Here is a 16,557-nt window from a genome sequence, read left to right on the forward strand (position 1 = left end):
TAGCCGATATTAGATAAAAACATAACATTATGAAAATAACGGATTTATTTTAAATAAACATGGACAGCTCATTTATAAAATAAGGATGAACCAAATGAGACACACAAGATATCGATTTCAATAATTGTGATAAATAGTCTTCGTGCATGCAGATTTAAAGAAATAGTTAATTAGAGAAGTGGATTCTTGCGGTATGAAAGAAAAACAGAAGGCAGCTACATCCAAATTGCCGTAAAGAAAACCAATACGTCGTTTTTATAAAAAAGGCATCCAAAGATGCCCTTTTAATACGAGGAGGAATAGTTACGGCTTCAATTGTCCCTGACAATCAAGTTGCATCAGATCCTTACTCGGTTGCACTAACGTTGCTGGCACCCAGCGGATGGTGGCCAAATCAAGACGGGCCTTGCCACTGGTAGCAAAAATGAACGGCGTATTAACCTTTGTAAAATCCATATCGTCTTGCAGACAACGCAAAGGTAAACTCAGAGTAACCCACTTACCGATCGGCAATTGACGCAAAGCGGGGGCAACCTCGATAGACTTGCCACAAGGCCAGCCACACTGTAACCCTAAAGTCATATTACTATCGGGTGCTTCTTGCATGCGAAGGGTTACCTGCAATTCACTATTCGCTTTCAGATAGCTTCTGCGATCGGCACCTTTAACTTGAGTAGTCTGGATCTGAATAGTAGCGCCCGAATCTACACCCGGTTTGTTTTCCCCCATAAATGTAACCGCACGCGCATCTTGTTGACGAAGATAGTCAATCGGCTGCACCTTGATGAACTTCATTTCAGTCTTGCTATTACCTGATACTTCCGTTCCGGTCCAGTTGCTGGCATCGCCCATTCGCATACGATGTTCTTCGCTTGCTTTTGGTCCAAACAACTCCATAGCTTGACTTGCCGCAGCCAATTTAGCTGGATCCGATTCGTTACAGCCAAACTTGCGTTGATCCAAAGGAAGAGCGTCTAAATCTTTTACTCTGGCTGCCACAGACGATGCCTGGTTGTAACTCAACCCATACCCATAAGGAAATAATGGAGCCATCGGACCATTAGGATCTTGTTCAAAGGCTGGTCGCTTCCAATTTGGAATATTGGTTGGTGTACGATTGATCGTGGTGGCACATTTCAGGAATGGCCAAGAAAAAGACAAGCGCCCTTGGAAATTATATGCAATCTGGTTTTTATCATTCTTGAACAATACATCGGTGATGCCTTCTCCTTCTGTCCCGGGCAACCAAGCCGCTACAAACGCAGAAGATAGGTTGATTTCTTCATTAACATAGAGAGGACGCCCAGAAAACAGCACAGTGACAACGGGAATCCCAGCCGCTTTCAATCGTTTTAACGTTAGCAAGTCATCATGATAGCTGCTTTTTAATTCATCATATGCGAGTGTTTTATTGTCGGGAATATCGCCAAACCATTCGGCATAAGGATCTTCACCCATAACCATGATAGCTACATCAGGTTTTGCTGATTTAAGATCAAGAGACTTAGCATCTTCAATCACGTTATCAGCACCAACAGTCGTTTTAATAGCATCAAGCAGCGTTTCAGCGCCAGGAAAATCAGAACGTTTGTTCTCTGTTCCTTGCCAAGTCAGGCTCCACCCACCTACTTGCTTACTCAAATCATTGGCTGCACTTCCAGCCACTAATACGCGGCTATGACGGTTCAATGGCAAAATATTTTTCTGATTTTTTAATAAGACAAGAGATTTTCTTACCGCCTCTCTCGCCAGTGCCTTATGCTCCACAGCACCTAATTCGTCTTGCTTACCCGCCAATTCACGCGCAGAAGGCTGAGGTTTTTCCCATAATCCAGCCCGCATCTTCACTCTTAAAATACGAGTGACAGCATCATCAATCCGGCTCATCGGTATCTGATGATTCGCTACACCATCAAGCAAGCTTTGTCGGAATGCCATCCAATCTTTTCGGGCTGTCACCATAAAGATATCAATTCCAGCCAGAACAGCAGGTAGACAGCTACCCATACTGCATCCAGCAATCTCACTATGACCATTCCAATCAGAAACAATCAGACCATCAAACCCCATTTTTCCTTTGAGCACATCAGTGAGTAAATATTTGCTACCGTGGATTTTTCCATTGTATTCAACGCTATCGTTCGCTAAAACGTCGCGATTCAGCTTATTGTGCCAGCTATTGAACGAGGCCATAACAACCTGAGCTCCGGCATCAAGCCCTGAGAAATATCCAACGGCGTGCAAGTTGCGTAGTGCTTCTTCAGAATAAAAGTTCTGTCCTCGATCGACCCCATTTAGAGTGCCGCCATCACCCACAAAATGTTTAACCGTAGAAATTACATGGTGCTGACTGCGCAGATCGGCGGCGGAACCTTGTAATCCACGAACCATTTCCCCCGCATAGTGATAAACAATGGCAGGATCTTCGGAATATCCCTCATAAGTACGCCCCCAGCGATCATCTCTTGGCACTGCCACTGTCGGAGCAAATGTCCAATCCAGCCCTGTTGCAGCAACCTCGCGTGCCGTGATTTGACCGATACGGAAGATAAGATCAGGGTCATGCGCGGCACCTAAACCAATGTTGTGCGGAAACAACGTTGCTGAATAAACATTGTTATCACCATGCACAGCATCGGTTGCCCACATGAATGGAATACGAAAACCTCGGCCCTTAAAACCCGCCTCAGCAGCCAGCCAATATTGGTCTGCTTGATGAGCCCAATCCGCCGCAGAAGCATGCTTGTTATTGTTTGGCCAGCCGCCACCGCCATTAAGCACGGAGCCAATCTTGTACTTACTAACTTCCTCCGGAGTAACTTCACGGAAATCAGGCTGAATCATCTGCCCAACCTTTTCTTCCAACGTCATCTGGTGTAGCAGTGTTTGGATTTTTTTCTCCATTGCTTGATCTTGGGGTATAGCACTATGGATCTTTGGCCACTGGGCAAAGTATGGGGCATCAGTCAGCACATCCGCCGATGCGGAATTCAATATCCCACTCGCTAAACCACAACCAACCAATAGATAGGCCGCAGACCTAACTAGCACGACTCTCTTTCTCATTTGGCATCAACTCCTAATATTCGCATCCATAACATGACTTATCGGAATCCCAAGCCAGGTCATGGAAAAGAACAACCCAGCATGAAATCGATTGCAAATTAACTATCATGGTAAGCGGAAGTCGTTCTAATATTCCAGCGAATAAGCAATAAAAAAGGACAAATACCGTTACTAATTAGTAAATAGAGAGAAAGATCACAAATAAGGGAAGGATAAAGAAATCGACATCAAATAAAACAAGAATAGACAAACTAATAGATGCGTATAAATCCATTAAATCGACAAAAAACAAGATAAAACATCGAAAACGCAAGACATAAGACACAAAAATCGAACTCATATCACGACACAACAAAAGTTAGAAATCGATATCTTTTTTCATAATTTCAAAATTTGGACTCCTCAATAATAAAATTTTTGCCACGTTCTTCACATTTCACTGATGCAAACTTGATTTACAGATCTAAGTGTTGTTACTTACATCTTGAAATCGATTTCTAGCGTTGATGTCAACGCATCACGATGCCGAGCAAATTGAGCGGAAGACAGAAATCGACCCGACAATTTCCTGTCTGCTATCAAAGAGGAAAAAAATGAAAATACATCGACTAAGCACCTTGGCGGTGGTCATGTCTTGCTTCATCGGTTTGTACGGCTGTGCACCGGAGAGCACCAACATTAGTGCGGGCGCAAGTTCTGGCGTATCGGCAGGCCCTAGCCAGGAATTGCTTAACAACGGCAAATTTACTCAAGGCACAGACGGTTGGTGGACAGCCGGCGCGACTCTCGCTGTCGATAACCAGATGGGATGCGCAACATTTGCCAACGCAGGCGCGAACCCTTGGGATGTCATTCTCGGTCAATCAGGCATATCGCTAGTTAAAGGACAAACCTACACGTTGCACTTCAACGCGAAAGCTAAAAAGAATGTCCATATAAAAGCGCTCGTGCAGCATGATGGCGCACCATATACCAGCTATATAGTGCAAGACATCACGCTGAATGATACGGTCAAGCCTTTCGATATTAAATTCACCCCTTCTGCCAGCGATGAAAAAACGCAGCTTCAATTCCAAATGGGCACGCAAGCACCAACGACAGTTTGTGTAGGCGACGTATCTTTGGTTGGCCCGAGTTTTCATAAAAAATCAGACTTAGCTACCGTTCGGGTCAATCAGGTTGGTTATCTGACCAAGGCTGAAAAAAGAGCAACCATTGCCAGCGATTCCAAAACCCCCCTCGTCTGGCACTTGCTAAATGCCCAAGGTGAAATCGTAGCTGAAGGCAAAACCAAACCATTTGGTATAAATGAAGCCTCTGGTGAATTCGTACATATTGCAGACTTCAGCCAAGATGAAACACCGGCAACAGGGCTAGTGTTGGAAGTAGCAGGGCAAAAAAGTCATCCATTCAACATCGGTGATGACATTTATCACACCATGAAATATGACGCACTATCCTTCTTCTATCAGCAACGTAGCGGCATAGATATTGAAGCAAAATACGTTCAACGACCAAACCTCGCACGACCTGCAGGGCATAAACCAGAGAAAGTAACCTGCTTTAACGCACAAGATGCCAAAGGTAACAAATGGCCGGGCTGTGACTTCTCATTAGATGTCACCGGTGGTTGGTATGACGCAGGAGACCAAGGTAAGTACGTCGTAAATGGGGGCATCTCCGTTTGGACCTTAATGAATCTTTATGAGCATGAGCAATTAGCGAAGAGCGGTGATAAAAATGCCTTTGCCGACGGCAAAGTCAAAATTCCTGAACAAGGAAATCAACACAATGGTTTGCTCAATGAATCACGCTGGATGATGGATTTTTTCCTGGCTATGCAAGTGCCTGACGGGAAAAAAGTTTCTGTGCCAGTTGGCGATCAATCGAAACACTTAGATAATCTGCAACTAACCGAAATTGATGCATCGGGGATGGTATTCCATAAGGTGGCCGACAAAGCCTGGACCGGGATGCCACTACCGCCTCACAAAGATCCGCAACCACGTTTTCTTAGCTATCCAAGCACGGCAGCCACACTCAATATGGCAGCAACCGCAGCCCAGTCGGCCCGTGTATGGAAAGATCAAGATCCGGCCTATGCTGAACGTTGCCTAAAAGCAGCAGAAAAAGCATGGAAGGCCGCAAATCGCCATCCGAATGTGTATGCCTACGATAATTTTGTTGGCTCAGGCCCGTATGATGATACTGACTTGAAAGACGAATTTTACTGGGCAGCCGCCGAGTTATTCACAACAACCGGAAAAGCCGAATACAAAAAGGCCATCCAAAATTCACCACTGTATCTTGTAGCACCGAAAGGAGATAAAGCCGGCACTGGTGATTTATATTGGCAGGGCGTTGGCAGTGCGGGCACCATTACTCTCGCGATGGTCCCCAATAAATTAGATAAAAAAGATGTCGAAAAAGCACGTGCAGCGATCATAGCTGCGGCTGATGGTTATCAGCAAGCCGTCGACAAAGAAGGGTATTTGATCCCGTATCAGGCAAAAGAATATCCATGGGGATCAAACTCTAACCTGACGAATCGCAGCATTTTCCTCGGCCTAGCTTATGATTTCACCGGCAAGCGTAAATACCTGCAAGCAATGGCAGATGCGATGGATTACATACTGGGACGTAACCCAATGGATCAATCCTACGTATCTGGCTACGGTTTCCGCCCACTGAAAAATCCACATCATCGGTTCTGGGCTCATTCCCTTGATCCAGCTTCACCACTCGTTCCACCTGGTGTTATCTCCGGTGGCCCGAACTCTATCAACTTCAGCGATCCCGTTGCGGCAACCTTGAAAGGCAAATGCATAGGCCAAACTTGCTGGAAAGATGAAATCGGTGCATGGACATTGAATGAAGTGACAGTGAACTGGAATGCCCCTTTCCTGTGGACAACCAGTGTTCTTGATGAAGGCGGCCTAACTCACTAGCCGTAACAAGATGGAGTTCAGTTATCTTTCTGGACTCCATCATTCATGGTTTTCTTGCAACAGGTTATGTTTTCCATGCCAAAAACTATAAAAAATCTTGTATTTACCGCATGTATAGGGCTGGCAGCCTGTGGTGGCGGGCAAAGCGATAGATCCGCAGTGACCACACCAACCATACCAACCGCGCCAATGCTTCGAGATCAAACGACCATTCCTATCGGTGTCGCTCTCGCCGTAGGAAGTTTCGAACGCGCATCTAGCATCCGTTACAGCCCTCAAGCCAGCCAACTGCGTAATCTGGCAGCACATGAATTCAGTTCAGTGGTCGCAGAGAACGTCATGAAACCAGAGTTTATTCATCCCCAAGAAGATCAATACAATTGGAGCGATGGTGATTATCTGGTCAAATTTGCGAAAGATAATGGAATGCAAATTCATGGCCATACACTAGTGTGGCATAACGCCATACCAGACTGGATGAACAATTACACCGGTGATTGGGAAGCCATGCTCACTGATCACATCACCACAGTGGTTAGTCATTACAGCAGCGATATTAGCAGTTGGGATGTGGTTAATGAGGCATTCCTGGATGATGGCAGTGTTCGTTCCACTATTTGGTCCACTCATATCAGTGATTATATTGCCAAGGCCTATTTAGCGGCACATGCGGCAGACCCTGACGCAGAGTTGTATTACAACGATTACAACATCGAAGCAATGCCAAAAAAACTGGATGCAGTTCTAAATATGGTCAGTGATTTCCGTAACCGGAATATTCCTATTGATGGAATTGGCTTTCAATTACATATTGATCGTTACTGGCCCAGCACAACACAAATCCGTCAGGCCTTCAGCCGTTGTGTAGCCATGGGATTAAAAGTTCGCATATCCGAACTAGACATACGCATGAACCCGAATAATACCGCCACCACATTAACTCCCGAATTAGCAGAGCTACAACGACAGCGTTATCGTGATGTGATCACCGCCTATCTAGAAACAGTGCCATATGATCTACGTGGTGGCATTACTGTATGGGGATTAACCGATGCAACAAGTTGGGTTACCGGTTACTACCATATGCCTGACTGGCCATTATTGTTTGATGCAAATTTTCAACGTAAACCCGCATGGACAGGAATGAGTGAAGCATTAATTGCCACACCTTAAGTGATTGAACTGTTCATTTAAATGGAACAGTTCAATCACTTTCAATGGTCATTTTTTGATGAGAGTAAAAATGCAATATAAACAACAACGCGGATTTACACTGCTGGAAATAATGGTGGTGATTGTGATTTTGGGCATTTTGGCGAGTTTGGTAGTACCGAATTTAATGGGAAATAAAGACCAGGCTGATCACCAAAAAGCCGTCAGCGATATTGTCGCATTGGAAAATGCTCTAGACATGTACAAGCTGGACAACAGCCGCTATCCAACCACCGACCAAGGGTTAAATGCCCTCATCACCAAACCGGATAGTGAACCTGTGCCGAGGAATTACAAAGCAGGCGGCTATATCAAACGGTTGCCAGCAGATCCGTGGCAAAACGAATATCAACTGTTAAGCCCAGGCGAACACGGCAATATTGATGTGTTCTCTGTAGGGCCTGATGGTCAAGCTGGTACGGATGACGATATCGGTAACTGGGCACTAAACTCACAGAAAAATTAATTACTCGCTAAAGAGATATAACGACTATTCGCAATAAATATATGCAAGGGAAAATGGAGCTGAAAATAATATTTTTCAAGCACAAGACTTAAACTAACGCCCATTAACAACCCATAAATCACGTTATAGGTTACATAATATATTAAACAATACAAATGACCTTAAATTAACAATAGATAAAGGTTCTATATGATTTTTGTTGTATCAAAAGGATGGTTGCTAAATAAAATCAAAGTTGGAATAGAAAACCACGGAGAATATGTATTGGAAACATTGGAAGCAGCTCGCTTTCTTCAAATTACAACCATAGAGCTTAAACAAGCAATTTTAAACAAAGAATTATTAAATGGATATATACCACCTGATACATACAAAGTGGGAAATAAATATTATTTCTTATTTAATGATTTACTTTCATTTAAGAACAAAAATTCTTAGACAAATTGTGTGACTATAGAGATCGTTTCAACTGATCTGCCCCAGCAAGATTGGACACTCGATTAAGTTATTTTCTATCATTCACAATCAGTTGGGCTTCTGTGAAGCCAGGTAACTGTGCAATCGCTGTCGATTCAATATATTCGAATACGGCTTCTCTCATCTGAGTTCGTTTCAAATCTTTCACCATGGATTGCTTCTACCTTCAGACTATGGAAAATAGTTTTCCGAACAGCATTATCGTAACAACAGCCTTTTGCACTTATGCTGCATATTAATTGGGTGATCATGTGATGACCCATTTCGGGTGGTTACGACGGAATAAAGCCATCGGTAATGCATCACAGACTAAGTTCGCCGTCATTCTTTCCGATATCGACCAACCAATGACTTTATATAAGTACAAATCAATCACTACTGCCAAATAGAGCCAGCCTTCTTCAGTCCACAAGTACGTAATATCACCAACCCATTTTTGATTCGGCTGATAGGCATGGAAGTTCTATTGCAACAGGTTCTCTGTAACCGGTAAGCTGTGGTTACTCTGTGTTAGACAAACATCTGACTAACCTAGTTGCGCCACTTCGGCTTGAAATGCGAGTACAACTTGTTGATCCCGTCTTAGTTGCTGTTGCTGCCGCAAATGACGCTTGTTGCATCCGTTTAACCAGTGATAAAAGCTGCTCAGAGAAACATTCAGGACACAGCACATGGTCGATAAGTAAAATTCGCGTTTATGAGTCAGCATAAAAGCGTACTTCACTATGAATAACATCTACACCAGCGACTTGTCAGAACGACATAAGTTATTCATCTGCTTTTTGAATATACATGGGTTATTGCTGTTTTAATTTCAGGAAAACAAAATGAGTAAACCCCACACCTAAAATAACCACGGTTTAGGCACACCATCGTATCGCAAGTATATTATGGGGCTAGTATTTTTGCAGGCAAAATAAAAAGGCCTTAAGCTTCATCAGCTTAAGGCCTCTGTTTGTTGGCGGAGTGGACGGGACTCGAACCCGCGACCCCCGGCGTGACAGGCCGGTATTCTAACCGACTGAACTACCACTCCGCGTTTTCTCTCTATGCTCGCTCAACCGTTGTCACCCAGTCAAGGTCTTCGCATTAATTCGGTGCCTGGCAGTGTCCTACTCTCACATGGCGAATGCCACACTACCATCGGCGCTACAACGTTTCACTTCTGTGTTCGGAATGGGTACAGGTGGTTCCATCGCGCTATCGCCGCCAGGCATATTCGGTTCATTGGAAAGCTGTCATTCAATCAATCAAACAAGCATTTTGCTTTAAAACCACTTGGGTGTTGTATGGTTAAGCCTCTCGGGTCATTAGTATGAGTTAGCTCAACGTATCACTACGCTTACACACCTCACCTATCAACGTCGTCGTCTCCAACGGCCCTTCAGAGGACTCAAAGTCCTAGGGATGACTCATCTCGTGGCAAGTTTCCCGCTTAGATGCTTTCAGCGGTTATCTTTTCCGAACTTAGCTACCGGGCAGTGCCATTGGCATGACAACCCGAACACCAGCGGTTCGTTCACTCCGGTCCTCTCGTACTAGGAGCAACCCCACTCAATCATCCAACGCCCACGGCAGATAGGGACCGAACTGTCTCACGACGTTCTGAACCCAGCTCGCGTACCACTTTAAATGGCGAACAGCCATACCCTTGGGACCAACTTCAGCCCCAGGATGTGATGAGCCGACATCGAGGTGCCAAACACCGCCGTCGATATGAACTCTTGGGCGGTATCAGCCTGTTATCCCCGGAGTACCTTTTATCCGTTGAGCGATGGCCCTTCCATTCAGAACCACCGGATCACTAAGACCTGCTTTCGCACCTGCTCGACCTGTCCGTCTCGCAGTTAAGCGGGCTTATGCCTTTGCACTAACCTCACGATGTCCGACCGTGATTAGCCCACCTTCGTGCTCCTCCGTTACTCTTTGGGAGGAGACCGCCCCAGTCAAACTACCCACCAGACACTGTCCCTGGCCCGGATAACGGGCTAAGGTTAGAACATCAAACATACCAGGGTGGTATTTCAAGGACGGCTCCAACACAACTAGCGTCATGTCTTCAAAGCCTCCCACCTATCCTACACAGGTAGGTTCAATGTTCAGTGTCAAGCTGTAGTAAAGGTTCACGGGGTCTTTCCGTCTAGCCGCGGGTACACCGCATCTTCACGGCGAATTCGATTTCACTGAGTCTCGGGTGGAGACAGCGTGGCCATGGTTACACCATTCGTGCAGGTCGGAACTTACCCGACAAGGAATTTCGCTACCTTAGGACCGTTATAGTTACGGCCGCCGTTTACCGGGGCTTCGATCAAGAGCTTCGCTTGCGCTAACCCCATCAATTAACCTTCCGGCACCGGGCAGGTGTCACACCCTATACGTCCACTTTCGTGTTTGCAGAGTGCTGTGTTTTTGTTAAACAGTCCCAGCCACCTGGTCACTGCGGCTGACATTCGCTCCAAGAGTAAATCTCTTCACCAACATCAGCGTACCTTCTCCCGAAGTTACGGTACTATTTTGCCTAGTTCCTTCACCCGAGTTCTCTCAAGCGCCTTGGTATTCTCTACCTGACCACCAGTGTTGGTTTCGGGTACGGTTCTTTGTAACCTGAAGCTTAGAGGCTTTTCCTGGAAGCGTGGCATCAGTAACTTCATGACCGTAGTCACTTCGTCTCGGCTCTCGGAATATAGTACAGCGGATTTGCCTACCGTACTTCCCTACCACCTTTCACCAGCTCTACCAACCGCTGGCCTACTTAGCCTTCTCCGTCCCCTCATCGCAGTTACAAAAAGTGCAGGAATATTAACCCGCTTCCCATCGACTACGCCTTTCAGCCTCGCCTTAGGGGCCGACTCACCCTGCCCCGATTAACGTTGGACAGGAACCCTTGGTCTTCCGGCGAGGGAGTCTTTCACTCCCTTTAACGTTACTCACGTCAGCATTCGCACTTCTGATACCTCCAGCATGCGTTACCACACACCTTCACAGGCTTACAGAACGCTCCCCTACCACTTGCCTTTCGGCAAATCCGCAGCTTCGGTGACTAGTTTAGCCCCGTTACATCTTCCGCGCAGGCCGACTCGACTAGTGAGCTATTACGCTTTCTTTAAATGATGGCTGCTTCTAAGCCAACATCCTAGCTGTCTAAGCCTTCCCACATCGTTTCCCACTTAACTAGTACTTTGGGACCTTAGCTGGCGGTCTGGGTTGTTTCCCTCTTCACGACGGACGTTAGCACCCGCCGTGTGTCTCCCGGATAGTACTTACTGGTATTCGGAGTTTGCATCGAGTTGGTAAGTCGGGATGACCCCCTAGTCGAAACAGTGCTCTACCCCCAGTAGTATTCGTCCGAGGCGCTACCTAAATAGCTTTCGGGGAGAACCAGATATCTCCGAGTTTGATTGGCCTTTCACCCCTAGCCACAGGTCATCCCCTAATTTTGCAACATTAGTGGGTTCGGTCCTCCAGTACCTGTTACGGCACCTTCAACCTGCCCATGGCTAGATCACCCGGTTTCGGGTCTACACCCTGCAACTAGTCGCCCAGTTAAGACTCGGTTTCCCTACGGCTCCCCTATTCGGTTAACCTTGCTACAGAATGTAAGTCGCTGACCCATTATACAAAAGGTACGCAGTCACACCACGAAGGTGCTCCCACTGCTTGTACGTACACGGTTTCAGGTTCTATTTCACTCCCCTCACAGGGGTTCTTTTCGCCTTTCCCTCACGGTACTGGTTCACTATCGGTCAGTCAGGAGTATTTAGCCTTGGAGGATGGTCCCCCCATATTCAGACAGGATACCACGTGTCCCGCCTTACTCGTTTTCATTCCAAGGTCGCTTTCATGTACGGGGCTATCACCCTGTATCGCCAGCCTTTCCAGACTGTTCCACTAACTTCCAAGAAACTTAAGGGCTAATTCCCGTTCGCTCGCCGCTACTAAGGAAATCTCGGTTGATTTCTTTTCCTCGGGGTACTTAGATGTTTCAGTTCTCCCGGTTCGCCTCGTATGACTATGTATTCATCATACGATACTGAGTAAACTCAGTGGGTTTCCCCATTCGGACATCTGTGGATAATAATGTCTCTTACCGACTCTCCACAGCTTAACGCAGGTTAGCACGTCCTTCTTCGCCTCTGACTGCCTAGGCATCCACCGTGTACGCTTAGTCACTTAACCATACAACCCCAAATGGTTTCCCATTCAGCGCTGTTGTTATGACCAGTTTACTGGTTTAACACCAAGTTTTTCCAAGACGCTTGTTTGTCTTGATTGAACTTTATCAGCTTTCCAATTTTTTAAAGAACAGTCTTCCAGTTAAGAAGACACAGTGATAACGCAGTAGTCTCTACCTGCATCATTACTCTGGCTTCTTTAGAGTGGTGGAGCCATGCGGGATCGAACCGCAGACCTCCTGCGTGCAAAGCAGGCGCTCTCCCAGCTGAGCTATGGCCCCTCCGTCGGAAGTGGTGGGTCTGAGTAGACTCGAACTACCGACCTCACCCTTATCAGGGGTGCGCTCTAACCACCTGAGCTACAGACCCACTTCAAGGTACTCTTCATCTCAAGCAATCTGTGTGAACACTCACATAGAGTCAATTAGTTAAGGTAAGGAGGTGATCCAACCGCAGGTTCCCCTACGGTTACCTTGTTACGACTTCACCCCAGTCATGAATCACACCGTGGTAATCGTCCTCCCGAAGGTTAGACTAACTACTTCTGGTGCAACCCACTCCCATGGTGTGACGGGCGGTGTGTACAAGGCCCGGGAACGTATTCACCGCAACATTCTGATTTGCGATTACTAGCGATTCCGACTTCACGGAGTCGAGTTGCAGACTCCGATCCGGACTACGACGTACTTTTTGGGTTCCGCTTGCTCTCGCGAGGTCGCTTCCCTCTGTATACGCCATTGTAGCACGTGTGTAGCCCTGGCCGTAAGGGCCATGATGACTTGACGTCATCCCCACCTTCCTCCGGTTTATCACCGGCAGTCTCCCTTGAGTTCCCGGCATGACCCGCTGGCAACAAAGGATAGGGGTTGCGCTCGTTGCGGGACTTAACCCAACATCTCACGACACGAGCTGACGACAGCCATGCAGCACCTGTGTCTGAGTTCCCGAAGGCACATTCGTATCTCTACAAACTTCTCAGCATGTCAAGGCCAGGTAAGGTTCTTCGCGTTGCATCGAATTAAACCACATGCTCCACCGCTTGTGCGGGCCCCCGTCAATTCATTTGAGTTTTAACCTTGCGGCCGTACTCCCCAGGCGGTCGATTTATCGCGTTAGCTTCGGAACCCACGCTCATAATGGCACAAACTCCAAATCGACATCGTTTACAGCGTGGACTACCAGGGTATCTAATCCTGTTTGCTCCCCACGCTTTCGCACCTGAGCGTCAGTCTTTGTCCAGGGGGCCGCCTTCGCCACCGGTATTCCTCCAGATCTCTACGCATTTCACCGCTACACCTGGAATTCTACCCCCCTCTACAAGACTCTAGTCGGACAGTTCGAAATGCAGTTCCCAGGTTGAGCCCGGGGCTTTCACATCTCGCTTATCCAACCGCCTGCGTGCGCTTTACGCCCAGTTATTCCGATTAACGCTTGCACCCTCCGTATTACCGCGGCTGCTGGCACGGAGTTAGCCGGTGCTTCTTCTGTGGGTAACGTCAATGCTGATGAGTATTAGTCATCAACCCTTCCTCCCCACTGAAAGTGCTTTACAACCCGAAGGCCTTCTTCACACACGCGGCATGGCTGCATCAGGGTTTCCCCCATTGTGCAATATTCCCCACTGCTGCCTCCCGTAGGAGTCTGGACCGTGTCTCAGTTCCAGTGTGGCTGGTCATCCTCTCAGACCAGCTAGAGATCGTCGCCTTGGTGAGCCGTTACCTCACCAACTAGCTAATCCCACATGGGTGCATCCAATCGCGGTAGGCCCGAAGGTCCCCACCTTTCCCCCGCAGGGCGTATGCGGTATTAGCAACCGTTTCCAGTTGTTATCCCCCTCGATTGGGCAGCTCCCCATGCATTACTCACCCGTCCGCCACTCGCCGGCAGGATAGCAAGCTATCCCCCGCTGCCGTTCGACTTGCATGTGTTAGGCCTGCCGCCAGCGTTCAATCTGAGCCATGATCAAACTCTTCAATTAAAGTTTTGGCTCAATGAATGACTTGTCTTTACAGACACTTCGTATCATTGATTAAATTTTTTCAATCTAATCAATCTACGCAAGTGCCCACACAGATTGCTTGATATGTTGTTAAAGAGCGTGGCTGTTAGGCCAGGGACGCGAATCTTACGCTTTCCCTCTTCGTTGTCAAGCGGCGTTTATCACAAACGGCTTGGCAACTTGAATCTTGACTGAGTGCCGAGGTCATTTCTGAACTCGTTGCGGCGTCTGCCGTCTCAGTGGGGCCGCATTATAGGGGCCGATCTTTTTTGATCAAGTGCTTTTTATGAAGTTTTTTCTGAGTGCTGTTTTTTACAGCAAATAGCCGAATAAATCGGCTATTTGCTATCGTGAAGCCGCATTTATACGCTGGAAGAGAAGAACCCCAGATACGATAACGTCAGAATGATCAACCCCGTAACAATTCGATAAACCGCAAATCCGCGAAAACTATGATGGCTGATGTAACGCAACAGCCAGCCGATTGACAGTAAACTCACAATAAAAGAGGTAGCTAAACCAATGCTGATATTTACCACTCCGTGTTCACTCACGCCGTGTAAATCTTTTAGCAAAGAATAAATACTCGCTGCACCGAGCGTGGGGATGGATAAAAAGAAGCTAAATCCTGTTGCGGTTGAACGATCAAGCCCGGTCAACATGCCTCCCATGATTGTTGACGCACTCCGGCTTACGCCTGGGATCAATGCACACAGTTGTGCACATCCGATGGCAAAACCCTGTTTCATAGTCATTTGCTCAAAGGCTAAGGTTCTTGGTCGGAAATCTGCCCCTTCAATCCACCACATGACGATACCACCAACGATCAAGCTAATCGCTACCGTGACGCTGTTAAATAGGTATTCCGTAATGTAGTTCTGTAGCGCTAATCCGACAAAGGCCGCCGGTAAAAAGGCAATAATGACCGTTATCCAGAAACGTTGTACTGCTTTATCCGTTGTAACCGTTTTTACCTGTTGCCAGATCGTACTGAAATAAAACCACAGTACCGCCAACACTCCACCCAGCTGAATGACAATTTCAAACGTGTCACTTCCCTGAAATTTCAGAAGCTCTTTAGTCACAATTAAATGGCCGGTGCTGGATACCGGTAAAAACTCAGTAATCCCCTCCACAATACCCATGATTAAACTATTCAGAATATCTGACATGCTGCAAATCCTATTGCTTATTACGTACACAAAAGAATTGTAAGTTTAAGTAAAGCCATAGAGGAGAGCCAGCCTCATCTATTACTTGGTATTTTTCTTGTGCTTTATTTCAGCTAATGGATACGTGATTTTTTTTCTTATATCTGTCACTTGTAAAAGAAAAGCCAAAGTTTCACTCTGTTATCAATGAATTGAATTGAGATGTAATAGCATGGCAAAGTTCGCAGTCATTGCCTTAGACATGGATGGCACCTTATTAACCAGTGATCATCAGGTTACCCAGCAAACGATAGATGCGTTGCAACAGGCTCGCCATCAGGGCATAGAAGTCATTCTGGTCACGGGACGACATCATATGATGGCCTATCCGATCCATCATCAGTTAGCCTTAGATACTCCATTGATTTGTGCGAATGGCGCTTACATATTTGATGCCCAATCGCAACGCATTCTGGGTGGTGATCCGTTACGGGATTGGCAATGGGATCGGTTATTGCCTCTCATTGAATCGAGCAAATTGGATGCTATTTGTCATTTCAGTGAGGGTATTGGCTACCTTCCCGATAATGAACATTTTTTGAAAATAAGAAATCATACCCGTCGCTTCTTACCTGAATTAGCCATTTATCCCAATTTTATTGAACACACTTCACTGGCAACCTTGTGTGCCCTACATAGACCATTGTGGAAAATTGAGCTATCACATGCCACAACGGAGCAGATTGATGCGTTCATCGCTGTCTTGCCGGATGACTTAGAGATTACCTGTGACCGAACCGCGCCTAATGGACTCGAAATTGTGAATGCCGGAAACAGTAAAGGTAATCGTTTGGCTGAATGGGTCTCAACCAAAGGTATTGCCCTGGAACAGGTGATTGCTTTTGGTGACAATCACAATGACGTCAGTATGTTTAAACAGGTTGGCTTTGGGGTGGCGATGGGCAATGCCACTGCAGAAATTCAGCAACATGCCGACTTTGTAACCTGCAGCAATGATGAAAGCGGTATTGCCTCCGCTTTACACCGCTGGGTGTTATAGATCTGC

General features: G+C 46.6%; 7 protein-coding genes, 3 tRNA genes, 3 rRNA genes and 1 pseudogene. 5 read left to right on the forward strand and 9 right to left on the reverse strand.

Going from position 1 to position 16,557, the window contains the following annotated elements; all coding sequences use genetic code 11:
- Nucleotides 1–303 precede the first annotated feature (303 nt).
- Nucleotides 304–3,066: a glycoside hydrolase family 3 protein gene (locus tag H027_RS0106170; protein WP_024871621.1), complete on the reverse strand. Its 2,763-nt coding sequence runs from the start codon at nt 3,064–3,066 to the stop codon at nt 304–306.
- Between the two features lie 593 nt (nt 3,067–3,659).
- Here H027_RS0106170 and H027_RS0106175 point away from each other — a divergent pair.
- The 4 genes from H027_RS0106175 (at nt 3,660) to H027_RS0106190 (ending at nt 8,130) form a co-directional block, all read left to right on the forward strand.
- Nucleotides 3,660–6,014, forward strand: coding sequence for a glycoside hydrolase family 9 protein (locus H027_RS0106175; RefSeq protein ID WP_024871622.1), 2,355 nt, complete (start codon nt 3,660–3,662; stop codon nt 6,012–6,014).
- Nucleotides 6,015–6,089: 75 nt separating this feature from the next.
- Nucleotides 6,090–7,187, forward strand: a complete 1,098-nt coding sequence (locus H027_RS17520; RefSeq protein WP_161632445.1) for an endo-1,4-beta-xylanase — start codon at nt 6,090–6,092, stop codon at nt 7,185–7,187.
- 70 nt (nt 7,188–7,257) lie between these two features.
- Nucleotides 7,258–7,692 carry a type II secretion system major pseudopilin GspG gene (gene gspG / locus H027_RS0106185; RefSeq protein WP_024871624.1) on the forward strand — a complete coding sequence of 145 codons (435 nt, stop codon included), beginning with the start codon at nt 7,258–7,260 and terminating at the stop codon, nt 7,690–7,692.
- 189 nt (nt 7,693–7,881) lie between these two features.
- Nucleotides 7,882–8,130, forward strand: coding sequence for a hypothetical protein (locus tag H027_RS0106190; protein ID WP_024871625.1), 249 nt, complete (start codon nt 7,882–7,884; stop codon nt 8,128–8,130).
- A gap of 133 nt (nt 8,131–8,263) precedes the next feature.
- Here H027_RS0106190 and H027_RS19115 read toward each other — a convergent pair.
- The 8 genes and pseudogenes from H027_RS19115 to H027_RS0106230 form a co-directional block, all read right to left on the reverse strand.
- Nucleotides 8,264–8,680: pseudogene (locus H027_RS19115) on the reverse strand (DDE-type integrase/transposase/recombinase); the annotation flags it as partial.
- A gap of 448 nt (nt 8,681–9,128) precedes the next feature.
- A tRNA-Asp gene (locus H027_RS0106200) sits at nt 9,129–9,205 on the reverse strand.
- Between the two features lie 63 nt (nt 9,206–9,268).
- A 5S ribosomal RNA gene (gene rrf, locus H027_RS0106205) occupies nt 9,269–9,383 on the reverse strand.
- A 75-nt stretch (nt 9,384–9,458) separates the two neighbouring features.
- A 23S ribosomal RNA gene (locus H027_RS0106210) occupies nt 9,459–12,345 on the reverse strand.
- A gap of 201 nt (nt 12,346–12,546) precedes the next feature.
- A tRNA-Ala gene (locus tag H027_RS0106215) sits at nt 12,547–12,622 on the reverse strand.
- Between the two features lie 11 nt (nt 12,623–12,633).
- Nucleotides 12,634–12,710 (reverse strand) — tRNA-Ile (locus H027_RS0106220).
- A gap of 65 nt (nt 12,711–12,775) precedes the next feature.
- Nucleotides 12,776–14,319: ribosomal RNA gene (locus H027_RS0106225) — 16S ribosomal RNA — on the reverse strand.
- Together the 16S, 23S and 5S rRNA genes with 3 tRNA genes alongside form the textbook arrangement of a ribosomal RNA operon.
- A 383-nt stretch (nt 14,320–14,702) precedes the next feature.
- The gene (locus H027_RS0106230) at nt 14,703–15,512 is read right to left on the reverse strand and encodes an undecaprenyl-diphosphate phosphatase (RefSeq protein ID WP_024871626.1); all 810 of its coding nucleotides are present in this window, start codon (nt 15,510–15,512) and stop codon (nt 14,703–14,705) included.
- Nucleotides 15,513–15,723: 211 nt separating this feature from the next.
- Between H027_RS0106230 and H027_RS0106235 the strand changes: the two genes are divergently transcribed.
- Complete coding sequence (locus H027_RS0106235) at nt 15,724–16,551, forward strand: Cof-type HAD-IIB family hydrolase (RefSeq protein WP_024871627.1); 828 nt, start codon at nt 15,724–15,726, stop codon at nt 16,549–16,551.
- The last annotated feature ends 6 nt before the right edge of the window (nt 16,552–16,557 follow it).

Origin of the sequence: Tolumonas lignilytica (assembly GCF_000527035.1) — a bacterium.
Lineage (GTDB): Bacteria > Pseudomonadota > Gammaproteobacteria > Enterobacterales > Aeromonadaceae > Tolumonas > Tolumonas lignilytica.